Genomic DNA, 22,357 nt, shown 5'->3' with positions numbered 1-22,357 from the left:
CCACTTTGATGAAGCCTGCAATGCCCGCCGCTCCCAATAGATGGCCAATATTGGCTTTCACCGACCCAATGGCAACAGACTGCCCCAGCAGCCCCCAGCGCTTGAAGGCACTGTCCAGTGCCCTAACTTCGCTCGGATCGCCGATTTTGGTGCCTGTTCCGTGAGCCTCCACATACTGCACATCCGCCGGACTGAGATTGTGCCTGATGTACAGAGATTCTATCAGCTCCCTTTGCCCGTCCGGATTCGGGGCCATTACGCCGATGGAATGCCCGTCATTATTGATTCCGCTGGCCTTCAGCACCGCCAGCACCGGATCGCCGTCTCTCAGCGCCTGCTCCAGCGGTTTCAGCATCACCAGTCCGGCACCCTCGCCCGGAACGAAGCCGTCCGCGTCAGCCGCGAACACGCTGCTGCGTCCAGTGGGAGACAAGGCTTCGGCGCTGCTGAAATATTGATAGGAGGTCGGCGTCAGCATAAGATGAATGCCGCCGGCAATAGCGGATTCGCATTCCCCCTGCGGATGGAGTCTGCAGCCAGATGCAGCGTGACCAGGGAAGAGGAGCAGGCCGTATCTACCGCCATGCTTGGCCCTTTGAAGTTAAATTCCTGGGAGGTCCGAGCCGGAATCATATTGATGATATTATCCACCAGAAGATTCGGATGGGTTCCCGTAACCCCCAGCTTCCGCTTCCATTCTTCCATAATACGCTCCTGCTGCACGCTCGTCAGTGTAGAAAAGCTGTCAAAGCTCTGCAGATTCATCCGGTTCAAGGTGTTCAGGTGATATTCGAAATAGGAATTACCGCCCGCTCCGACAAACAGCCCGACATCCCTGCCATTCATCTGCTGCCTTGAATATCCGGCCCGTTCAATCAGCTCGTATACCAGCTCCATCACGATCCGCTGCTGCGGGTCCATCACCGCCGCTTCATCCCCGGAGATGCCGAACAGAGCGGCGTCAAAGCCATAAGGGTTATCAAGGAACCCGCCATTGCGGCAGTAGATTTTGCCGAATTCCGGTGTAGGGCTGTAATAATCGTCAATATTCCAGCGGTCCCGCGGCACTTCACCGATGGAATCCTTCCCCTGCAGCAGGTTATGCCAGAATTCCTCCGGACTTGAAGCACCCGGGAACCGGCAGGCCATCGCAATCACAGCAATAGCTGCATCGCCGCTGCCGCTTCCTTGAACAGCAGCGGATTGCCGCTCCCCGGCAGAAGGCGGATTGCCGCCCATATTCACCCTGCGGGCCAGATAGCTGTCCATCTCCTCAATGGTGCGGCATTGGATCAGCAGATCATGGGTCAGTTCAATGTGCAGCTCATCCTCCAAAGCACCCAGAATCTGTATCGCCTTGAGCGAGGTGCCTCCCATGGACATGAATGATTGGTTATACGGAATCGCTGCAGGCGGACGGCCTAGCACTTCAGCCCAGACGCTGCGGATTTTGTCCAGAAAGGCTCCGGGAGCCGCCACAGGGAAAGGTGCCTCAAGGGACGGTGCCTCCAGAGAGTAATCCCCCTTAGTCTCCTCTGCGAAAAACGCGGCGGAATACGACTTATCCTGGAATTCCCCCTTCCGGAAGGCCTCTACAAGAACGAACCGCTGCACTTTGCCGCTTGTCGTCTTGGGGATGGAGCGGATAAGGGACACATAGTCTACAGCGATGCCGATGACCTCATTCACATGACGGAGTATTTTGGCGTAGAACGGCTTAACCTCTTGTTCCTGCAGCCGTACCGTTGAGAAGAGCCCGACTCTCTCTTGTCCTTCCTGTTCATCATGCCAGCCGCACACGGCAATCTTGCCCGGCTCGACCCCGTCCAGCTCCTCAATTACCGCTTCAATATCATGCGCAAAGAAATTCTGGCCGTTGACAAAGATAATGTCTTTAATTCTTCCGATTACCGATAAGCGCCCGTTCAGAACAACGCCGGTGTCGCCGGTCTTCAGCCACCCGTCCTGATAAGACCGCGCGGTAGCCTCCGGGTTATTGATATAGCCCGAAGTCACATTGCGGCCGCGAATCTGAATTTCTCCCACCGTTCCTTGGGGAACGACTGCACCGGAAGCATCGTCCACGATCCGGATTTCCATGCCCGTCACAGGGTAGCCCTCATCGGCTATTAATGAGGCATGCCGGTCATTCTCGCCGATGGCCTCAATCCGCGATTCACCGACCAGCCGCTCGCGGTTGACAGAATGGACCAGCGGCTCTTCGCCAGGCCGGGGGAAGCTGACCGCCAGGCAGGCCTCCGCCATTCCGTATACGGGATACATCGCACTGCGTTTTAGCCCGCTATGCACGAATTTGTCCATGAACTCCCGCATGGTCTTAACCGATATAGGCTCGGCACCGTTATAGAGCAGCCGGAGCGAGCTTAGATCCCAGGACTTCAGCTGCGCTTCCTTCACTCTGCTGCTGACAAGCCGAAGCCCGAAATTCGGGCAGCCGGTGAAGGTAATCCGGTGCTTGTCGATCATATCCAGCCACAGGGTCGGCCTTTTTACAAATTTCATCGGCGTCATATTGAACTGGTTAATCCCGCAGGCCACCGTCGACAGATGGAAGCCAATCAGTCCCATGTCGTGGTGATACGGCATCCAGCCGAGAGAACGGTCATCTTCCGACATCCTTGAGCTGGTGATAATCGATTCAATGTTGGTTAGGAGGTTATCATGGGTCAGAATGGTGCCTTTCGGCACACTTGTGCTCCCGGAGCTGAACTGAATCATCGCCGGAGTATGCGCCCCGGCCAGCATAAGGGTCCCGGTCTGCCCGGCTGTATCCAGCTTTGCGGCTTCCAGAATCCGCAGGCCGCTGATGCCGAGCGTTGTCTCCATCTCATCCCTTGCCTCTGCGAGGCTGTGGTCCGAGATGATCAGCGGCCGTTCCAGAACCTCCCATATCGCCTGCAGCTTGCTGAGGGAGGTATTGATGACCTTCGAGGACGCAGGATAGGAGGCCGGTACGGGGATGATCCCGCCCAGGATGCATGCCCAGAATGTAAGAACGAATTCCCGGCTGTCCTCCAGCAAAATAAGCGCATACTGGCCTGGTGTAAAACCTTGCTCCTGCAGCCCGCCCAGTCGGCGGGTTGCGCCTTCAAGGAGGGCCAGATAGGAGAGAAAGAACTCTGAATTGTCATTCTGCAGGAAGGTAATGCCCCGGTCTTTATTGCCGGACACGTGAATCAGCACATTGGCCAGATTCTCCATTTCCGTAAATCTGCCGGTGATGCTTTCGCCCTTCAGGATGGAAAGTTTGGTTTCTGATTTCTTCCGTTTGGAACTGCTCACAATAATTCCTCCTTCGTTACCCTTACTTTCGATCCTTTTCTTGTTATTGCCGCATGGGCAAGGAACAGGCAGAACAGAAGCACACATACAGTGAATAAATGCTGATTGCCCCATGCATTCATGGCTATTGAGGATAAAAACGGACCTGCCGCTGATCCAAAGCCATAAAATGTGGTAAACAAAGCGTTCCCTGAGGATCTCTCCGCTGGCGTCAGTACCTGGGCCGTAAGCGCCATCGCCAGAGGGTACAGGGGGCCGATGATGAACCCGGAGGCAAAGGAGAACAGCAGTCTTAAAGGCATGCTGCCGGAGTTCACAATACCCAGTAGGGTAAAGATCGAGATAGCTACACATAAAATCAGGCACCTCTTGCATCCGATCCGGTCAGCCAGATAGGTGACCGGCAGCAGGCCGAGGATGCTGCCGACGGCAAAAATACTTAACCCATACCCCGTCTGGGCAACGGCAACATGCTCACGGATCAGATACAGGGGATATAAGGCCACCACAATCGTTTCACCGAAGCCGTAGACAAAAGCGCCGAACAGCGGCAGGTTGATTTTGGACAGCACCTTTTTCCCCGCACGCCCCGGAATGACCAGTGTACCCGGCAGCTTGAAATGGATAACGGCTGAAGCAAGCACCAGACAGAAGCTGCTGAACGCAAACGGCAGCCAGGCCACCTGGTCATAGACCATAGGCGCAAGTGCAGAGCTGGCAATCAGTCCAAGCGCAAAACACAGACTGTACATTCCGCTGACCATCCCCAGACTTTTCTCACCCGTAAGACTGTGGAGCGCCGTCTGAAGTCCCATCATGTTGCAGCTGATGCCTATCCCCATCAGTGACATCAGCAGCAGCCAGACTGCATTCACAGTAAACAGCGGGAAGAGCGCCGAGCAGACCGCTGTAAGCAACAGGCCTGACGTAATGACCCTCTTCATATCGGTGCCTCTCATCGTTCTGTCTGCAGCCATGGAGCCGAGCGCCATGAAGAAAAAGTAGGAGGAGGAGATCACCCCTATCCATATTTCTTCTCCGTGATTCGCCGTCATGTGAGTGGTGGAGAGCGGATTAATGACACCGACAGAGGTGCCTACCAGTAGGGCGATACCGTAAATAACGGCTTTCCCCCTCCAAAAAGATCACCCAGCTTCCCTGTCTTGTGCGTCTTTTGTTCCATCATGCCGCCTCCATTACGGCTGCCTGCGCTGCACGGCCTGAAGCATCTGCATCTGCTGTGCCCCGAACCAGTGCATATCCTGCTTGCCGTAGACTTGTACAGCCTCGCCGGTAATATAGTCCGCACGCGGAGAGGCCAGGAACACCACCGAGTCCGCAACCCCGGACGGCGGAATTGCCCGCTTCTTGAACGCCGCCGGCGCCATATCGGTGTCCACGAGCGCCGGGCATACAGCGTTCACCTGGATGTTGCTGTTCTTCAGCTCTTCTGACAGTGCACGGGTCAGTCCGAGCACCCCGTGCTTGGATGCCGCATATGCACTCATCATCGGATAGCCGATAAATGAGGAATCCGAGCCGATGTTGATAATCTTGCCCTGCTTTTGCTTGATCAGATAAGGGATCACCGCGTAGCAGAAATGATAGGTTCCCAGCAGATTCACCTGAATGATCGACTCCCACACCCCCGGACTCATGTCGGCCATCGCCGCCATGCCGGTAATTCCGGCACCGTTGACAAGAATATCAATACGGCCGAAGCTTCCAATAATCTGTTCAACCGCCTTATTGACGCTTGGAGCGTCACTCACATCGGCGGATACGGACATGGCCTTCACCCCGAGCCGGCGGATTTCATCTGCGGTTTCCCGGAGCTGCTGCCCGGATCTGGATACCAGCACAATGTCGGCCCCTTCACCGGCCATGGACAGGGCTATGCTCCGTCCGATGCCTCTGCTGCCGCCCGTTATGACCGCTACTTTGTTGGCCAGCAGTCCTTTTCTGGGAGCCGGGGGCAGCACCGGGGTATCCTGGATGGACTCCAGAAGCTCAAGGGCTTGCTCCCTATACTGCTCAGCCAGACTTTGGATCGTAGCGGCAGCATAAAGATTGGCCGAGTACTCGATCTCAACGGTCAGCTTCCCTTCTTCAATGGAGAAAAAGAATTCAATGACCGATATCCGTTTTTGACCCGGCAGTGAAAATCTGCGGTCCATGCCTTCTCTGGAAAATTCCAGGCCCGGCAGGCGGGGGGCATCCCGGTTTCCGAGATAGTTCGCCCGGATTGGAGTCAGCTTCACATCCGGGTACATGTAGCGCGGCAGATTCTCGGATACCAGATCATAGCTCACTCCGCCAAGCGGCACATTTTCAAGGCCTTTGCGGATGCTTGCGATCAGATTGCTCCAATGGCTGTCCTTCTCCACATTTATGCCCAGCGGAAAATTCACGGCAAAGTTGCCCGGTGTTTGCATGAAATTCTGTCCGCTGCCCAATTCTCTTCCGTGCACCCGATGGCTCACCACAACCTCCGGCTGTCCGAAAAAAACGCTCAACTCCTTATAGAGGGGAGCCAGTAAAATCGGATACACATTGCTGTTGAAATGCTTCTTGGCCCTGGTCAGAAGCAGCGAGGTCTGCTCCCGGTCAAAAGTGAAGCGCTGAGTCGCAGCAGACTGTTCGTCGTTGGGGCCCTTGATGAAATCTGCCGGCAGCCTGCACACGGATTCAGGAGGGAAATGTGTGGACCAGTAGCCTGCGTACTCTTTCCCGTGGATTCTTTTTTCTCCTGGACCGCCCGGACAAAATCGGCAAACGGTTTGGCATCGGGAAAGCTTATGTGCCGGGCTCCCGGACTCAGCGAAGCGTAAATCTGCCAGACCTCCTGCAGCAGCAGCTGATTCGTGACCACATCCGAAATCAGGTGATGCCCGACCGCCGCAATCTCATAGACCGCTTCCGATACCTGAACGACAATGATCCGCCATAACGGCCATTGGTCCACCCGGAACCCTTGAATCGCTTCTGTCAGAATCGCCCCGATTTCTTCATTTCTTTCAGCTTCTTCCATATGGCTTCCATCATAGAAATCCACATTGCTCCCCAGCTCTCCTTGCAGGAACCTTTGTTCAAAGCCGTTATCCTTCCGCTCCAGAATGCTTCTCAGCGCGTCATGGCGCCGGTTCAGCATCATGACAGCCTGCTTGAACTGCTGTAAATCCAGCGGCTGCTTGTATAGGAAGCGGGTATAGCCCGCCCAGCAGTATGGATCATCGAAATAATTCATCAGCCAGCTCTGCGCCGGCGCAAGCGGGAGCAGGTCCCCTGCGTTCAGCGGCTCACGCTCCGCCGGAGGAACCTGGAGCTCTGAAGCTTGAGGCGTTTGAGGCGCTTGCCCTGTCCCGCTGAACATAACACTCAGCGCCTTGCGGTCCAGCTTGCCGTTCGGATTCTTGGGCAGCCTGGGCAGCCATTCCACCCGATGTGGAATCATATAATACGGAAGCTTGCGGACGGCGAAGTTTTTGATCTCCTGGTCCGGCACCTGCTTGCCAGCCAGGCAGGCAAGCAGCAGCTGTTGTCCGGGCGCGGGCTGCGTGACAATCACCGCCGCCTCGGCCACATGGTCATGGCTGCCCAGCACAGCTTCAATTTCGCCCAGCTCCACACGGAATCCGCGCAGCTTCACCTGGTTGTCGGTGCGTCCATGGTACTCATAGCTTCCGTCCGCCCTTTTGACCGTCAAATCACCTGTGCGGTAGATAAATTCTCCCGGAATCTCCGGAAACGGGTTGGGGTGGAAGGCTTCGCGGGTTTTTTTCGGGTTGTACAGATACCCTTTGGCCAGTTGAATGCCGCCGATCCACAGCTCGCCAAGTTCACCCTCCGGCACTTCGCGCATGTGCTCATCCAGATTTTTGATATACACGCCGGGAATCGGCTTGCCGATAGGAATGCTCCTCTCGCCTGCTGAACCCGGCCGTTGTGAAATGATATGGAAAGTAACATCGATAGAAGCCTCGGTAGGACCATACAGATTAGCCAGCTTCGTCTTATTTCCATAGCGGTCCATCCATTTCTGCACCGGGCGGAGCGGCAGCCCCTCTCCACTGAAAATCAGCCAGCGAAGCGCAGGAAATGTATAGCTCTCATCCTCCAATGAATCTACAAATTCACCGAACAAGGAGGGCACGAAATGCATGACATTAATTCCGGTGTCCGTCATCCACCGGGCCAGGCTCCAGGGATTCTTGACAATTTCCTGCCTTACGGGGCATACCGTTCCGCCGTACATCAGCGGCCACAGCAGCTCCCACACGGAAATATCGAAGCAGCAGGAGGTCTTCTGGGCCACACGCTCGCCAAGCTGCAGGCAGAAGGTCTGCTGATGCCATTCCAGCCGGTTCATATAGCCGCGGTGATTCAGCATGACTCCCTTGGGCTTCCCGGTTGAACCCGATGTATATAGAACAACCATCAGGTCATGAGGGGCGCTGTCCACCCGCAGATCACCGGCGGGGCAGCTCTGCCACTCTTCCGTTCCCGTCTGTTCAAAATGGCCGTGGGTTTCATACCCTTCATCGAGAAAGATCACTTTCCGGATAGAAGGACTCTTCTGAACTATAGGGTCTGTCTGCTTTTGCAGCGACTGCTCTGTGAGCAGGATACTGAGCTGCGCATGCTCCGCAATATATTCAATCCGGTCAGCGGGATACATCGGATCAAGCGGCACATAAGCCGCACCCGCCTTCAAGATTCCCAAAATTCCGATCAGCATAAGATGGCCAGGGAACGTCAGAATGCCGACCAGGCTCTGCGAACGCACCCCTTGTGAAATTAAATAATGCGCAAGCCGGTTGGACTGTTCGTCCAGCTCACGGTAGGTAACCTCCCTGGTGCCGTCTAATATCGCAACTGCATCGGGAGTTGCCTTGCACTGCCGGGAAATATGGAGATAGGGAATTTCTGCAGCAGAGTCCCGGTCTGCCGGTTCAATCGCATTATTAACATGTGAAATGTGGGTAATGATTTCATTCAGAGTCCTGCATTCAAGCAATGACGCCTTGTCGGCATGCCCGAATACTTTACCCAGCCTGGTAATCAGCCGGATGCGCTGCAGGGAATCCATCCCGAGTTCTGCCTCCATATCCTTGAGCAGGGCTTCCTCGTCAAGCGCCGTTCCGGAAATATCCCGGACTATTCCGTACAGCCTTTTTCTTATTTCCGCACTATGCGGCCCTTCGGTATCTGCTGCGGCAAGCACCGGCTTGCCCACTGGTCCCATTCCGGCAAGCTGGCTGAGGTTATCCATGAACCTGTCCATATGCTCCCCGATATAATCATCATCAAAAAAGCTGCTGTCATAGTTGGCCGTGATCATCAGCCTGCCTTGAAACAATTCAGCCAGGCAGTCAATCGTTCCCGGATTGGTTCCTGTATAAGCTTCATAATCGTAAACTTCGTAATCCCCGTATCGCGTGTGTATGGATGTATTGCCTACAAATGAAAGATATAGGTTTGATTTCAACGTAGAGCGGATCATGGAGGCCACCGCTTCCGGCATAACGCCGTTCTGCAGATGGATGGTGTCTTTAGCATACTGCGCAGCTCTGTAGGTCTGCGCCCTGTCTATGCCTGAGGATAGTTGATTGGTGAATTCTTCATGTGTCCTGTTAATTAATGATTCCCATTCTTCATTTGCATCCCCGCAGGTGAAGCTGAGTGCAAGATTCTGGGCAAAGGCGCTGAGCACCTCCGAAGCATCCGTGTGGGGGTAGAGCCTGCCGCCTGTCGGAAGATTCAGAATAATCCGATTCCGCTCTTCCCCTGCTGCTTGATCGTCTTAAGATAGGCGCTGACCAGAAGAATAAAAAGAGAAGTGCGCCAGGTCTTGGTAGAGGCAATCAGCCGTGCTGTTATTTCCTCGCCGATCCAGTATTTGCGGGAATGAATTACGGCTCCGGCAGCACCTGCTGCATTTGCCTTGCGGCTTGCCCCGCCGGGGTTGAAGAAGTAGGCTCCGCGGCCCTGCTGCTGCAAATACCGGTCCAGCGCCTCCATCTCTTCCGGGGCATTCCAGGCATTGATTTCAGATACAATGCGGTTATATTCCCCGGCTGGCAGCGCGGGCCTCAGCTTGGCTGCTTTGTTGTGCGACCCGGCTCCGTAAATCTCCAACAGTTCTCTCAGAATCTGCTGGTTGCCCAGACCGTCCGAGATCATATGGTTAATATCCAGAATCAGCTCGTATTCCAGGTCGGCCGTCTGGATAACTGACAAAGAATGCAGCGGCCAGCGGGTGATATCCAATTTCTCATTCAGCGAGGCTTCGAACCTTTCCGAGATCCACCGGAGCCTCGCTTGTTCATCCAGATGTCTGATATCCAGGACGGGAATTTCCGGCGGCACTGCAGCCTTCAGTAATTGGAGGCGATACCCCTTCAAGCTCGCGTTCGCCGGCTCCGTGATGAAGACAGCCCGCAGTACAGGATGGCGGCGGATCAGCTCGCCCCACGACTTCCGCAGGTTGTCGGCATCCAGTCTCCCCCTCACGCGCACCCCTGACGTTATGGTCAGGTTGGCTACCGACAAATAAGTAATCAGAAATAAATATTGGGAATGTAATATTTCAAGAAATTCAGGCTCATTTTCAGGAATCTCCGCCACAAAAGTGTTCCCGTCACCTGCAACCGCCGGCGTACCGCTGTTTCCCTCGTTGCGGACGGCCAGCATTTCCACGATATCTCCAACCGTATGCATGGACATGAGCGACGCCGCTATAGTGCTTTCGCTGCGTCCGCCGGCTGAATCGGCAGGGAGCAATGAAACCATCTCGCTCATTAAGGTAATCATTTTAATGGAATCCAGGCCCAAATCCCGCTCCAGATCCATATCGGTATGCAAATCTTCGGACTTATGTCCGGTAATGCTGGAAATCAGCCTGCAAACCTCTATTTTCAACTGTTCGCGCAGATCAGGGGGAGCGGAATGAATCTGGACTGCAGGGTGCTCCGGCCAGGTATCCTCTTGCACTTGAAGCACAGCACTGGCCGCAGTCTGCACCTCTGCCCCTTGCTGCCGGGCATGTTCCCATTCCTCAAAAATCTGCACAAGCTCGCCGACGGTTTGCAGACCCATCAAGACAGTCACCGGGTATGCGGCCGTAAAATCCTCCATTTGCTCTGCCGGGACCAGTCCGATCAATTCATTCATTAAGGTAATCATTTTGATGGAATCCAGCCCCAGATCATCTTCCAGATACATATCCGAATTCAAATCTTCGATCCTATGACCCGTTACATTTGAAACCAGCTGATAGACCGCTTGATTAGTGCCGCTTGAGGCACTTGATGAACGAACAAACATTTTGCTCACTAAGCCACTCCCCCTCGCATAGGTAATTTTTGTTACAAATAATCTTATATAAGATTTTTACCTTGCAATGGGATTTTGTGTCAATGATGTTTTACCTAAATTCTCTTATTTTATAAAATTTAACATCTATTTTACGATATGGATGTTTTCCAATAGTCCGATAGGGTACAAACATTTTGAACCTGTTTAAAGTGGCTGCGGTGGCTGCCGTATAATCAGTAATTGCGCTGGTGTCAACCGTTTGCCTGAAATATATAGCTTAACTATTTAAGACAACTTAAAAACACCGGCTGCCTGAATAACAGCCACCGGTGTCTTGGATCAAGCTCTCATTTCATCCTCAGGCATGAACAGGCAAGAGAATACCCACCTCACTGAACGCGCTTGTCACAACCGAGATTGCGGATTGTGGTAGTTCCCCTTGCCGGATCAGCTTCTCTGCTGCGATAAGAAGGGCCTTAAGCAGATCAACAAACTTAGCGTCACGGCGTATGGTTCCACGGTCATGCAAAGCTGTGTACCATAAAAGCGTTGCCGGGTCTGTCCCCAGCTGCATCGCAGCGAGAAAAAAGGCTTTATTCGGTATCCCACTGAAATAATGCACGCCGCCTCCGTCATCGCTTAACGGAATATCCATATACTTGCTGAAATGGGCAACCTGCCTGTCCCCGAAATAGGCCGTTCCCGGCTCCTTCATGGATCGGAGAGCTTTGCCTCGAAATTCAGAACCAACTATTTCATCACCGATGAGCCAGTCGGCTGTTTGTGCTGTTTGTCCTTTTACATACTGCTGCACAGCAGTTCCAATGACATCTGAGAAATGCTCATTTAGCGCTCCGGATTGTCTCGTATAGTCAAGATGATTGACATATTCGGTAACACCGTGCGCCATTTCATGGGCCACAACGTCTATACTCCTTCCCAGATTAATGAAGCGTTTTCCATCTCCGTCACCCAGAGCCAATTGATTTTGGCTGGGTAACCACACTGCATTATTGTAGTCTTTCCTAAAATGAACATTACTGATGACATCCATGCCATTTCCATCAATGGAATTCCGGTTTAACATCAATTTGAAATACTCCAGCGTTTTGCCGCAGAAATCGTAAGAAAGGTTTACAACCTGATCGCTGTTCGGAGGGTCTCCCTCCTGGCGGGCCAACTTATGCTGGAGCTCTCCTGTGCCCTGACTGTCATACACACCGCGTTTGGGGTAAACACTGGCATTAGCTTCTAATGTATTATTTCCCGCCTGACTTTCTATGTTCTTTTTTTTACCTGGTCCTCCTTCATAGCCAATTCCTGCATACCAGCAAGTGTTCGCTTGGCATCCTCATCCCCTTTTTCCGCTAATTCCTCCAGTATATATTTAGGAATGAACCCTTCCTCGCGTTCAAAATGTTCGCTCATATTGATGCTCCTTTGCAGTTTTTGGGCTAACGGTGAGAAACCTCCTTATGCTGCATAGCCTACGAATACTGGGTTAAGTCTGGTTTATTGTTTCTCCAATACTCAGCCAACAACTCCCGGGCAGTTAAAAAAAGCAAGCCGTTGCCTTCTGATGTTTTGGGACTGCCCAGTGGAAGGGTGCATCTGACAATCTGCGCATACAGCTCATCTTCAGTTAATGTGCGGTTGAATTGGGTTTCGCTTTGATAATAGTTGAGCACAAGGGCCAAAGCCCCTGCAACATGGGGAGAAGACATCGAAGTACCCGAAATTACTTTATAGGGCTCGTTGCGATTGGGGACCAGATCAAGGGGATAGCAGGACAATATATTGACACCGGGGGCCGTTATATCGACCTCATTATTCTCCGTTAAGAAATGGGCTTGCTTTCCGCTAAAATCAACTGCACCTACCGAGGTGCATTCATTGTAAGCTGCCGGATAACGTTTTTCATTCTTTTCGCTGTTGCCTGCCGCACAGACTACAATGATGCCTTTGTCTACAGCCCGCTTGATGGCTTCGTGCATAGCCTCATGCCCAGCTCCGGCGGAGAGAGACATATTGATAATCTGAGCCTGCTGCTCAATGGCATAATCAATCGCCTCTGCAATCCATTCGGGACGGCCGCTCCCTTCACGGTTCAGCACCTTCAGGATTATTAGACTTGCTTCCGGCGCCACGCCTACCACGCCGTTGTCGTTTTTGGTAGCGGCAATTGTTCCGGCCACATGGGTTCCATGTCCATTGTAGTCCTTGAAGCTCTCTTTATTTCCTCCGTCATCATCGGTAAAATTCCGTCCCCCGACAATCCGGTCCTTCAGATCTGGGTGATCTTTATCGCAGCCTGTATCCAGAACGGCAATTTTTACACCTCTGCCATATTGTCCTTTCTCCCAAAACGCCGGTGCCTGGATCATTTGCACCCCCTTTGGGATTTCTTTAATATGGCGCGTTACATCCGCTGTTTGAAAAGGCTGAAGCTCTACTCCATCGCTGATGAGTGTACTTGTTGAAGACATTGGATTACCTCCATTATGCTTATTTTCACTTAATTATTGCTGAGATGGCTTATACACACTGAAATCAATCCGATCAGCCAGTTCGGGCAGATCAATAAAAGGATTCCGGTTCCCCTGGATTTCAAAAATGGCCTGATTTCTGTGTTTTTCAAATTTCAGTTTGGGCGGGAAAGCCTTGTGCCATTTCAACAATACGTCCATATCCTGCTTCATAACATACACTTTCTCAATTTTAGAGGGGTAGCGGAGAATGAAATAGAGCATCGCTCTCGCCACTACACCTTTGGCATATTCAGGCTCGAATTGTCCATCTGTCGCTCCGTCACCGCCTTCACCTTTTCCGCAATCACCCCGTACTGAATCCGTTCTGAACTGATCGGGATTGAAGTCGGAGAAGTCGGAATATACTTTATTCCCTCTAAATGAATTGCATTGTACATCACAGTAAAACAGGTGATGCATATCCCCCGCATTGGTTCAGCTTTGTCAAACCATGATTGAGGCACGACATGTTCAATGTTTACGTTATGCCCAAGTGAATTTATTTCATCTGCCGCAGCAACCATGGCCTCGTCTTCTTCAATAACCTTATGTGGTTCGGCTTCTTTGCCGGAATAAATGCTTCGCAGGAGTCCGTCATCGTGCAGATCAACCCAGGTTTTTAGATAATCGTCGCTTTTTTTGTAATTGATCTCATTCTCGTGTTTACTCGTAAGCAATTTGTTCAAGGCATTAAACAGAGCCTTTCCATCCTGCTCATTCCGGTTCAGCTGCGCATAAAACTGCTCTATATCCGCTTTGTCTTTGGCAGCGTCAAAATACTCCCTGGCCTCTCTGCGGAATTTCTCCAGATTGGCATCCAGAATTTGCAGCTTGCTTGCTGTGTTCACAGCCATATCGTTCGGACGAATAGTTGTACCCATCATTTACATCTCCTTGTGTTTAAAAATTAAATGCAACATCAACAATCTCATAGCCTTGTGCTGTGCCCAACCTATATTCCTTCAAAGTGTTTTGTTTTATAAATTAAATTATTGTATTTATATCAAATAATTAGAAATTATTTCAACCTTAATCCAAAGTTAATGATTTGTATGTTGGCGAATACTTCGTAAAAGAGTTCACAATAATAATTTTTGAATGAAATATTCTAGAGGAGTTGAAATGTTTTGTTAAAAGATGATTTTTTCTATTCGCAGGGAAAACGCGTTCCACTTACCAAAGCTAAGAATGTAGTTGCAGTAAAAGAGCCCCCGGAAAATGAACACAACGCTAGGACTGAATCCATGACCACAGACCGCAAAGCCATTGTGAACATTCCCCAATATGGAATCCGCATCTATGAAGGCGGGACAAGCAGCCGCAATTTTACTGCAGATACTGCAGACAGTGATGAGCTGCCGGTCTTTGAACAAACAGCCGGTGATTACATGATTGCAACAAATGAGTTTCACGCCAAGTTCAAACCGGAGGTCACTGAATCCCAAATAAACGAAATGAACCAGAAATTCGGTGTAAAGATTGTGGAGAAACTGCCTTACGATGAACATCTGTACAGACTGGAGATTATTCCGGGTGAGAACAAGCTTGGTGTAGTGGAAACAGCCAATGCCTATTATGAATCCGGTGAGGCAATTGAAGCTGAACCCAATTTTATCCGCAAAAAACATGTAAGAGACACCACGTCTAATGTCATTTTAGCGGAACAAGCCAACGTAACCGAACGCTCAGGGAGTGATTACCTTCCGGAGCAATGGCATTTGGAGCATACAAAAGTCACTGATGCATGGGAGGTTGCCAAGGGTGCAGGTGTTACCATCTGCATTATGGATGATGGAGTAGAAACCTCTCACCCGGAATTTCAGAATCGGATTGTGAAACAGCGTGATTACAGTGACCCTAATCTCCCGAACGATGGAAATCCGAATTTCACATCTGATAATCATGGCACTTCTGTTGCCGGAGTCGCCGCCGCTGCTGGTGTTAAGGCATATGGAGCTGCTCCCGCCAGCCAGATAATAGCCATACGTTCTCCTGATTACTTGGGCGTGAATGCTGAAGCCGAAATGTTCGACTGGGCTGTAAGTGAAGGTGCAGATGTGATCAACTGCAGCTGGGGACCACCAGATACTAACAATCCTAATACCGATGGGGAATATCCGTTGCCACTGCTCGTTCGAGCAGCCATTCATAACGCAGCAACAAGAGGAAGGAACGGAAAAGGGGTAGTTATCTGCTGGGCAGCCGGAAATGGCGACCAATCGATGTCCAGTGATCAATATGCTGCCAACCCCGATGTATTGGCGATCGCTGCATGTACAGATAGCGGTGAAAGATCCTATTATAGTGATTATGGCAATGAAGTCTGGATCTCCGCTCCTTCTAATGGAGGAAGCAAGGGGATTATTACAACAGACCGTTCAGGCAACAAAGGTTACAACCGCGGAAGCAGCTCCAGCGATCTTCAGGATTCTAACTACACGGGAAGATTTGGAGGAACATCATCTGCTTCTCCTCTTGTAGCTGGTATCGTTGGTTTGATGTTATCGGCAAACCCGGCTCTCACCTTGCAGCAAGTAAAAGAAATCCTTGCCCGCACAGCAGATAAGATCGGTGATCCTGCATCGTATGCCCGCGAAACTGCTGTAGGCCGGCATAGCGATTTGTATGGCTACGGACGGGTAAATGCACTAAAAGCCGTGCAAGAAGCTAAACGGCTGGGAACTGGCATATGAAGCTCTTCTCAACGCTGATCATTACGAATTCCTTAGAAAAACTGCAGGCGCTAAACCAATTCGATCTAGATCTGAATCGTCATTCTGCTGTAGTACAGAACGACCAACACTTCTCTATTCAAGGAATTCTTAGTGAGGATCAAATTCATCGAATCCGCCAAGCCGGATACTTCGTTGAAGTAAAAGAGGATCTGACCAAGCAGGCCGCCGATCGGCTTCAGGAAGTTTCTCCTGTCAACCGTTTTGCTGATCCTGCAAATGCAACAGAGGCCAAGGAAAGAACGATTCTAGGCTATCTGACAGTTGAGGAAATTGATAGCTTCATTACGGGCCTGCAGCAGCAATATCCGGAAACCGTTACTTTGATTGATCTCCCGCATCCAACTTGGGAAGGCCGCAAATGCCGGGCTCTCCGGCTTCGGACGACAGTTCAGGCAGATCGGACAGGTGTGCTCATTTTAGGAAATGTACACGCAAGGGAATGGGGTGGCTCCGATATTTGTATACATTTTCTGACGCAAATACTTCGAGCTTATCACGACAAAACACCTGTTACTTATGGTGGTAAAAAATATGAGCATGAGCAAATCAGAACGTTAATGGACCGGTTGGACATCTATGTATTTCCCGAGGTGAATCCAGATGGCAAGGTCTACTCTCAATCTGCAGATTTAGCGGAAAATCATCAGAACGTATGGTGGAGAAAAAATAGGCGGCCTAACGGTCCGCATCTGCCCATGGGTGTTGATCTCAATCGTAATTTCGACTTTCTCTGGAGCAGCGAAATTGGTTCATCTAACGATCTTTCAAGCTATATTTATAAAGGTCCTTCCCCCTTCTCTGAGCCGGAGACGCAGAATGTAAAGTATCTTTTGGATATCTATGACAACATTCAATACTTCACAGACATACACAGCTTTGGAGGATTAATCCTGTATAACTGGGGAGATGATAATAACCAGAGTAATCAACCGGAACAGAACTTCAAAAATCCAGAGTTTGACGGCAAACGAGGCAAAGTGGAAGGAAACGATAGCGGCGATTACAAGGAATACATCGAAGTTCAGGATGAACACATAGAGATCAAGCTGGCCCATCGAATGAACGACGCTCTGCGTTCGGTTCGAAATCGAAGCTATACCGTTCAGCAGGCAGTCGGACTATACCCAACTTCAGCTACTTCAGATGATTACGCTTATAGCAGACATTTGATAAATCCGGCACGCGCTAAAATTTACTCGTTTACGATTGAATTTGGCTCACCCGATGGGGAATTCGTTCCTCCCTACCAGGAGATGAGAAAAATCATGAATGATGTTAGTGCCGCTTTAACAGAAATGTGCTTGTACGCTGCTACCCAAATTAAAGAGCAGAACAATCAAACTGTAGAAAAAGCAATCCGCTGAGATCTAATGAAAATCCAATAAATCAAACAATAAAAGGATTGCCGGAGAACAGCGGCAGTCCTTTTATTGTTTCATATGGACTTACATGTAAATACCCACTATCGATTCCAGCGCCGGTGCCAGCTCCCCATTCCTCTCTTTCTTCTCCAATAAAGAAGCCCCATTCCTTACTCCCATTCAGACAGAAGGAAGTGCATTAAGCTCATCAATGTGCTACCGTTAGAAGTGTACTCCTGGAGACGGCTTCCGGTGAGTTGATCTTACTCAAGCAAAGGAGAGTTATTCACCTATGAAAAGCATTGCTGTTTTTTGCGGGTCACGTGATGGAGCTTCACCCGTCTACAAAGAAAGCGCCCATGCGCTGGGAAAAGTGCTGGCAGAACACGGCATCACCCTGATCTACGGCGGGGCGACTGTCGGCCTCATGGGTGAGGTGGCGGACGCCGCTTTGGAAGCCGGAGGGGACGTGATCGGGGTCATCCCCCATTTTCTCAAAAGCCGGGAAATCGAACACAAGCATCTCACGGAACTGATTCTGGTGGATTCGATGCATGAACGCAAATTAAAAATGTCGGAGCTGGCTGAAGGCTTCATCGCTTTGCCGGGCGGCCCGGGGACGATGGAGGAGTACTTTGAGATTTTTACGTGGGCGCAATTGGGGCTGCATCAGAAGCCTTGCGGAATTTTGAATGTACATCATTATTATGATCCGCTGATTGCCCTGTTTGACCAAATGGCCCGGGAGCAGTTCATGCCGGACAAACACCGGTCCATGGTCCTCACCGATGTCTCTCCCGAGGGCATGATCCGGCAATTCCTGAACTATTCCCCGCCGCCGGTGAAGACGTACCTCACGGATGAGCGTACCTGATTAGTGCAGAACACATAAGTCCTTATAGTCCACAATAGACCGGGTCCGCCGGGTTAAGAAAAATAGCATTGCTTAGATCTCATATTGTTACACCACATGCACAACGCTTGATCGGATCGCGTGGTTAAGACACGCACTGCGGGCCGTATGATTATGGTGTGGGTCATTCTGCGGACACGCTGAGCTCCCTTCGCGATCGATCCGCAGCCGTTACGGACCGGAAAGCCGTTATTGATAGAAGATTCCTCTATTCCGCAGGACAGCGGACTCAGTTGCCTTTATTTGTCCCTTTCCCCTTTATTCCAGGCTCCATCGAACGATATAACGGCTCCTGAGTCCGTAACTGCTGATAAAACAAGATTTTTGGCAAAATAAGGGCTCCTCTGTCCGCTTCAGTCCGCGGATGGTGCCCAATCCTCCTGCATCGCTTATATTCTCTGAGGCTTCCAAGTATAATTACCTATACAAGAATAAAACGGCTACGCAGTCCTTCATTGGACAGTGTAGCCGCTCTTCATTTCATTCCTCTTTGACCCGGTCAGCAGCTCAAGTGAAAAAGGTGAACTTAATTCTTCCCCAGTTTTCCGCGCCTGTCCAGATTCTGCATTCCCTACTGCAAAGCCATGTGATCCACACTTTTTGCATTGTATAATTTCCTTGTACAAACAGGAACGGCTTCGGCGACTGTCTAGGGACAGTGTCTTTTCAGCAAGAACATACAGGGCCGCCCCATCCGCAGAAAAGTCCCGCGTCTGTGACAGCCCTATGCCTGCTGCTGCTATTCCTTGTGTGCCTCAGGCCAGCTTGACCAGGCTGTAATTCTTCTTGCCCTTGCGGATGATTATGAAGCGCCCGCCGATGGCGTCTTCAGCCGTCACTTCCGTCCCGAGTTCGGTGACGCGCTCCCCATTGAGCGAAATCGCTCCCTTGGTGATATCCTCACGCGCCTGGCGTTTGGACGGCTCAATGCCCAGATCGACCAGCCAATCCACGATGTTCTTGGATTCCTTGCCGGAGGTGTAGGTCGGCATTTCCTTGAAGCCTTCCTCGATTTCTTCCGCAGTGAGGGAGCGGATGTCGCCGCTGAACAGGGCTGCGGTAATACGCTTCGCCTGTTCCAGCAGCTCCTCGCCATGAACGAAGCGGGTCATTTCCTCGGCCAGCGCCTTCTGCGCTTCGCGCTTATGCGGCTCGGTTTGCACCTTTTCCGCCAGCGCCTCGATTTCCTCCCGGGTCAGGAAGGTGAAGTATTTGAGGTATTTCACCACATCGCGGTCGTCGCTGTTGGCCCAGAACTGGTAGAACTCGTATGGGGTCGTTTTTTTCGGATCAAGCCAGATCGCGCCGCCTGCGCTTTTGCCGAATTTCGTTCCGTCCGATTTAAGCATCAGCGGAATGGTCAAGCCGAATACTTTGGCGTCCGCCCCTTCTTTTTTACGGATCAGGTCCAGACCGCTTGTGATATTGCCCCATTGGTCAGAGCCGCCGACCTGCAGCTGCACATCCTCATGCTGGTACAGGTGCAGGTAGTCCAGTGACTGCAGAATCTGGTAAGCGAATTCCGTGAACGAAATCCCGCTGTCCAGACGGCTGGAGACAACATCCTTGGCAAGCATGGTGTTGATGCTGAAGTTTTTGCCATAATCCCTCAGGAATTCGATGACGTTAATCTTGTGGGTCCAGTCATAGTTGTTGACCATACGCACCTGATTGTCGCTTTCCGTCACAAACAGCTTCTTCATCTGCGCCGTCAGGGCGTCCACATTCGCCTGCACCTGTTCCAGCGTCTGGAGGGAGCGCTCACTCTGCCGTCCGCTCGGATCACCGATCGTTCCCGTAGCCCCGCCGATCAGGATCACCGGACGGTGTCCGGCAAGCTGGAAGCGTTTCAGCACCATAAAGGGGATCAGATGGCCGATATGCATGCTGTCGCCCGTAGGATCAACACCGCAATAGAGTGACACTGACTTGGTATTCGTTAATTCCCGCAGTCCTTCCGCATCCGTCTGCTGGTTAATCGCATCGCGCCATTCCAATTCATCAATAATGTTCAAGCTGATACAGCCCCTTTGTCCATATTTTCGTATCCATCCGCTGTACGCTGAAACAAGCAGCGCTGCACTCTAATTCCGGTAGCTCAAGCGAGTTGAAACGGCTACTCCGCCCTATAGGGATGCTTTGGTTTCATCGTGAACCATAAGGGTCACAGGGGGTGTGAACCATAGAGATCCTTATCTTTCCGCACAAAAAATCGCCCCTTGTCTATTCAGACACAGGGACGATTATAATTAACCGTGTTACCACCCAGATTGCACGAACGGCCTGACGGCAGAGTCCGCACCACTCTTAAGCGAGGTATCGTTCGCTTGATTTCCGCTTGGCATTACCCAAGATACTCCAGAGTGTAATTCGCAGTCCATGTGTGTGCCAGGGTTCCATCCCCCAGGCTTTCTGTGACAGGGACAAAGGCTGCTACTGTCTCGTTCAACGTATGTCAGCTATATGATTACTGAAAGTATAGTCAATTCGAAATTTGTTGTCAATGCCGGGCCCGGTAGCTTTCCGCCACAAGAGTTCTTTGCTCCTCATTCAGACGCGGGCAGGTGTAGCAGTAGCCGTAATCCTCCGTCATATAGTTCAGGCAGCAGGCTGTCTTCATCAGAGGCAATCTGTTCGGGTCGACCAGCGGCTCCAAGGCGCGGATCTGAGCGGCGAACGGGTTTCTGGGACGGCCGAACACGGACCGGGCCTCTAAGCCTTCTTGTAAAAAACGGTAATCGTCAGAGATTCTGGCCTTGATCCGCTCCCTTCGTTCCTCCTCCAGCAGCTGCCGGATATCACGGTAGAACCAGGTAGGCAGCTGGCCCCACAGCTGGCTGATATGCAGACCGCTTGCGGCGGACAGGCTCTCCAGCAGCGGCCTGGCCTGGCCGCCATAGAAGCCGGCCAGCACTTCGGCCAGCCATTGACGCCGCGGCAGCTCGCCTTCAGGGCTCTCGCGCTCCCGCCAGTGCAGCGGGCGGAAGGAGAGGTCAGGCCGTTTGCTGCTGAGGCTCATCTGCAGGACAAGGTTGTCTAGTGAGAAATCGGGGGTGCTGTCACGGACTGATACACAATATTGGAGCGCGAGCCCCGCCCCGCCGAAGCTGACGGCGGTAAAAGCTGCCGCCGGCTGCCTGTTGTCCGCCCGCAGCAGGCTGCGGTAATGATCCAGAAATTCTTCCATCCGCGAAGCCTGCAGCAGCTCTGCTGCCGGAATGACAATGGCTTCAGGCTCCGCTGGAAGCAAGGTAATGCCGTACCGCTGCTCCAAAAAATCCATAATGCCCATATACTCAGCTCCTTAGGATGCTTCTAATCTATCCGGGTTTCAGCCCCGCTGCAGCAGTACTTTCTCCTGCGGCAGAGGCAGAGAACCCGTTACGGCCTCTGCTGCTATCCTTCTCCCTTTCCCGTGGGGAATGCAGAGCGGTGTTCCGAACAGCGGATCGCGGATCACCTCGCAGTCGAGCTGGAACACCGCTTTAACCGTTTCAGAAGTGATGATGCTCTCCGGCGCCCCTTCGGCGTAGATGTTCCCCGCATGCACAGCCACCATGTGATGGGCGTACCGGCAGGCCAGATTCAGATCATGCAGCACCATGACAATGGTCCGCCCCTCCCGCTCGTTCAATTCATACAGCATATCGAGAATCTCCACCTGATGCGCCAGGTCAAGATAGGTGGTCGGCTCGTCGAGGAGCAGCAGATCTGTCCCCTGTGCCAGAGACATCGCAATCCAGACCCGCTGCCGCTGGCCGCCGGAGAGGGAATCCACTGTGTGATCGGCCAGATCCGCCACCTGAGCTGCTTCCAGCGCTGAGCGCACCATGGCCTCATCCTCTCCCGACCATGCCTTCAGCCAGCTTTGGTGCGGATACCTTCCCTGACGGACCAGTTGCCGCACAGTCAACCCCTCGGGAGCCGTTGGCCCTTGCGGCAGAATCGACATCGCCTTGGCCACCTCCCGCGTGGACAAGCGGGCAATGCGCCCGCCGTCCAGCAGCACTTCTCCCCGCCCGGCTTCAGCAGCCGGGCGAGCGTGCGCAGCAGCGTCGATTTGCCGCAGCCGTTGCCGCCGATGAGCACGGTGATCCGCCCTTTCGGGATTTGCACATTCAGATTCTGAATTACAGTCTTGGAACCGTAGGATACTGTTAAACCACGTGCTTCCAGTGTCGCCAATGCCTCTCCCCCTTT

11 protein-coding genes and 4 pseudogenes are annotated in these 22,357 nt (G+C 52.0%); 3 read left to right on the top strand and 12 right to left on the bottom strand.

The window, feature by feature from the left end:
* Positions 1-16: 16 nt before the first annotated feature.
* From JI735_RS37905 to JI735_RS18105, 9 genes and pseudogenes are all read right to left on the bottom strand, one after another.
* A pseudogene (locus JI735_RS37905) lies at positions 17-3,222 on the bottom strand (beta-ketoacyl synthase N-terminal-like domain-containing protein); the annotation flags it as partial.
* Between the two features lie 77 nt (positions 3,223-3,299).
* Positions 3,300-4,358 carry an MFS transporter gene (locus tag JI735_RS18125; RefSeq protein ID WP_233475948.1) on the bottom strand — a complete coding sequence of 353 codons (1,059 nt, stop codon included), beginning with the start codon at positions 4,356-4,358 and terminating at the stop codon, positions 3,300-3,302.
* A 141-nt stretch (positions 4,359-4,499) separates the two neighbouring features.
* Positions 4,500-8,320, bottom strand: a pseudogene (locus JI735_RS35985) (amino acid adenylation domain-containing protein).
* An 18-nt stretch (positions 8,321-8,338) separates the two neighbouring features.
* Positions 8,339-8,548, bottom strand: a pseudogene (locus tag JI735_RS37900) (phosphopantetheine-binding protein); the annotation flags it as partial.
* 515 nt (positions 8,549-9,063) lie between these two features.
* Entirely contained in the window at positions 9,064-10,629 is a 1,566-nt protein-coding gene (locus tag JI735_RS35980) for a condensation domain-containing protein (protein WP_233476491.1), read from the bottom strand.
* A gap of 349 nt (positions 10,630-10,978) precedes the next feature.
* Positions 10,979-11,800 (bottom strand): M4 family metallopeptidase, encoded by an 822-nt coding sequence (locus JI735_RS18115; protein WP_233475947.1) that lies wholly within the window; start codon positions 11,798-11,800, stop codon positions 10,979-10,981.
* 98 nt (positions 11,801-11,898) lie between these two features.
* Positions 11,899-12,048 (bottom strand): hypothetical protein, encoded by a 150-nt coding sequence (locus JI735_RS35975; protein ID WP_233475946.1) that lies wholly within the window; start codon positions 12,046-12,048, stop codon positions 11,899-11,901.
* Between the two features lie 59 nt (positions 12,049-12,107).
* Positions 12,108-13,106: a S8 family peptidase gene (locus JI735_RS18110; RefSeq protein ID WP_039838641.1), complete on the bottom strand. Its 999-nt coding sequence runs from the start codon at positions 13,104-13,106 to the stop codon at positions 12,108-12,110.
* A 33-nt stretch (positions 13,107-13,139) separates the two neighbouring features.
* The gene (locus JI735_RS18105) at positions 13,140-13,568 is read right to left on the bottom strand and encodes an endonuclease (protein WP_202676266.1); all 429 of its coding nucleotides are present in this window, start codon (positions 13,566-13,568) and stop codon (positions 13,140-13,142) included.
* A 707-nt stretch (positions 13,569-14,275) separates the two neighbouring features.
* Between JI735_RS18105 and JI735_RS18100 the strand changes: the two genes are divergently transcribed.
* The 3 genes from JI735_RS18100 to JI735_RS18090 all read left to right on the top strand — a co-directional run bounded on the left by JI735_RS18100 (position 14,276) and on the right by JI735_RS18090 (position 18,118).
* A complete protein-coding gene (locus JI735_RS18100) occupies positions 14,276-15,841 on the top strand; it encodes a S8 family serine peptidase (protein ID WP_051052238.1) in 1,566 nt (521 codons plus the stop codon).
* The gene (locus JI735_RS18095; protein ID WP_051052239.1) at positions 15,838-17,247 is read left to right on the top strand and encodes a M14 family metallopeptidase; all 1,410 of its coding nucleotides are present in this window, start codon (positions 15,838-15,840) and stop codon (positions 17,245-17,247) included. The genes JI735_RS18100 and JI735_RS18095 overlap by 4 nt, the downstream gene beginning before the upstream one ends.
* A 289-nt stretch (positions 17,248-17,536) precedes the next feature.
* Positions 17,537-18,118: an LOG family protein gene (locus JI735_RS18090; RefSeq protein WP_020427795.1), complete on the top strand. Its 582-nt coding sequence runs from the start codon at positions 17,537-17,539 to the stop codon at positions 18,116-18,118.
* Positions 18,119-18,912: 794 nt separating this feature from the next.
* Here the strand turns inward: JI735_RS18090 and tyrS are convergent.
* The 3 genes and pseudogenes from tyrS to JI735_RS18075 form a co-directional block, all read right to left on the bottom strand.
* Entirely contained in the window at positions 18,913-20,172 is a 1,260-nt protein-coding gene (gene tyrS / locus JI735_RS18085) for a tyrosine--tRNA ligase (protein WP_039838643.1), read from the bottom strand.
* Between the two features lie 485 nt (positions 20,173-20,657).
* Complete coding sequence (locus tag JI735_RS18080; protein ID WP_202676265.1) at positions 20,658-21,449, bottom strand: hypothetical protein; 792 nt, start codon at positions 21,447-21,449, stop codon at positions 20,658-20,660.
* A gap of 39 nt (positions 21,450-21,488) precedes the next feature.
* Positions 21,489-22,342 (bottom strand): annotated as a pseudogene (locus JI735_RS18075) (ABC transporter ATP-binding protein).
* Positions 22,343-22,357 lie beyond the last annotated feature (15 nt).

This window comes from Paenibacillus sonchi, assembly GCF_016772475.1.
GTDB classification, from domain to species: Bacteria; Bacillota; Bacilli; order Paenibacillales; family Paenibacillaceae; genus Paenibacillus_AQ; species Paenibacillus_AQ sonchi.
This window is presented reverse-complemented; position numbering and strand designations above follow the sequence as displayed.

Coding starts and splice junctions, on each gene's coding strand:
- JI735_RS18125 (WP_233475948.1), bottom strand. CDS start 4,358: ATGACGGCGAATCACGGAGAAGAAATATGGATAGGGGTGATCTCCTCC.
- JI735_RS35980 (WP_233476491.1), bottom strand. CDS start 10,629: ATGTTTGTTCGTTCATCAAGTGCCTCAAGCGGCACTAATCAAGCGGTC.
- JI735_RS35975 (WP_233475946.1), bottom strand. CDS start 12,048: ATGAGCGAACATTTTGAACGCGAGGAAGGGTTCATTCCTAAATATATA.
- JI735_RS18110 (WP_039838641.1), bottom strand. CDS start 13,106: ATGTCTTCAACAAGTACACTCATCAGCGATGGAGTAGAGCTTCAGCCT.
- JI735_RS18105 (WP_202676266.1), bottom strand. CDS start 13,568: ATGCATCACCTGTTTTACTGTGATGTACAATGCAATTCATTTAGAGGG.
- JI735_RS18095 (WP_051052239.1), top strand. CDS start 15,838: ATGAAGCTCTTCTCAACGCTGATCATTACGAATTCCTTAGAAAAACTG.
- JI735_RS18090 (WP_020427795.1), top strand. CDS start 17,537: ATGAAAAGCATTGCTGTTTTTTGCGGGTCACGTGATGGAGCTTCACCC.
- JI735_RS18080 (WP_202676265.1), bottom strand. CDS start 21,449: ATGGGCATTATGGATTTTTTGGAGCAGCGGTACGGCATTACCTTGCTT.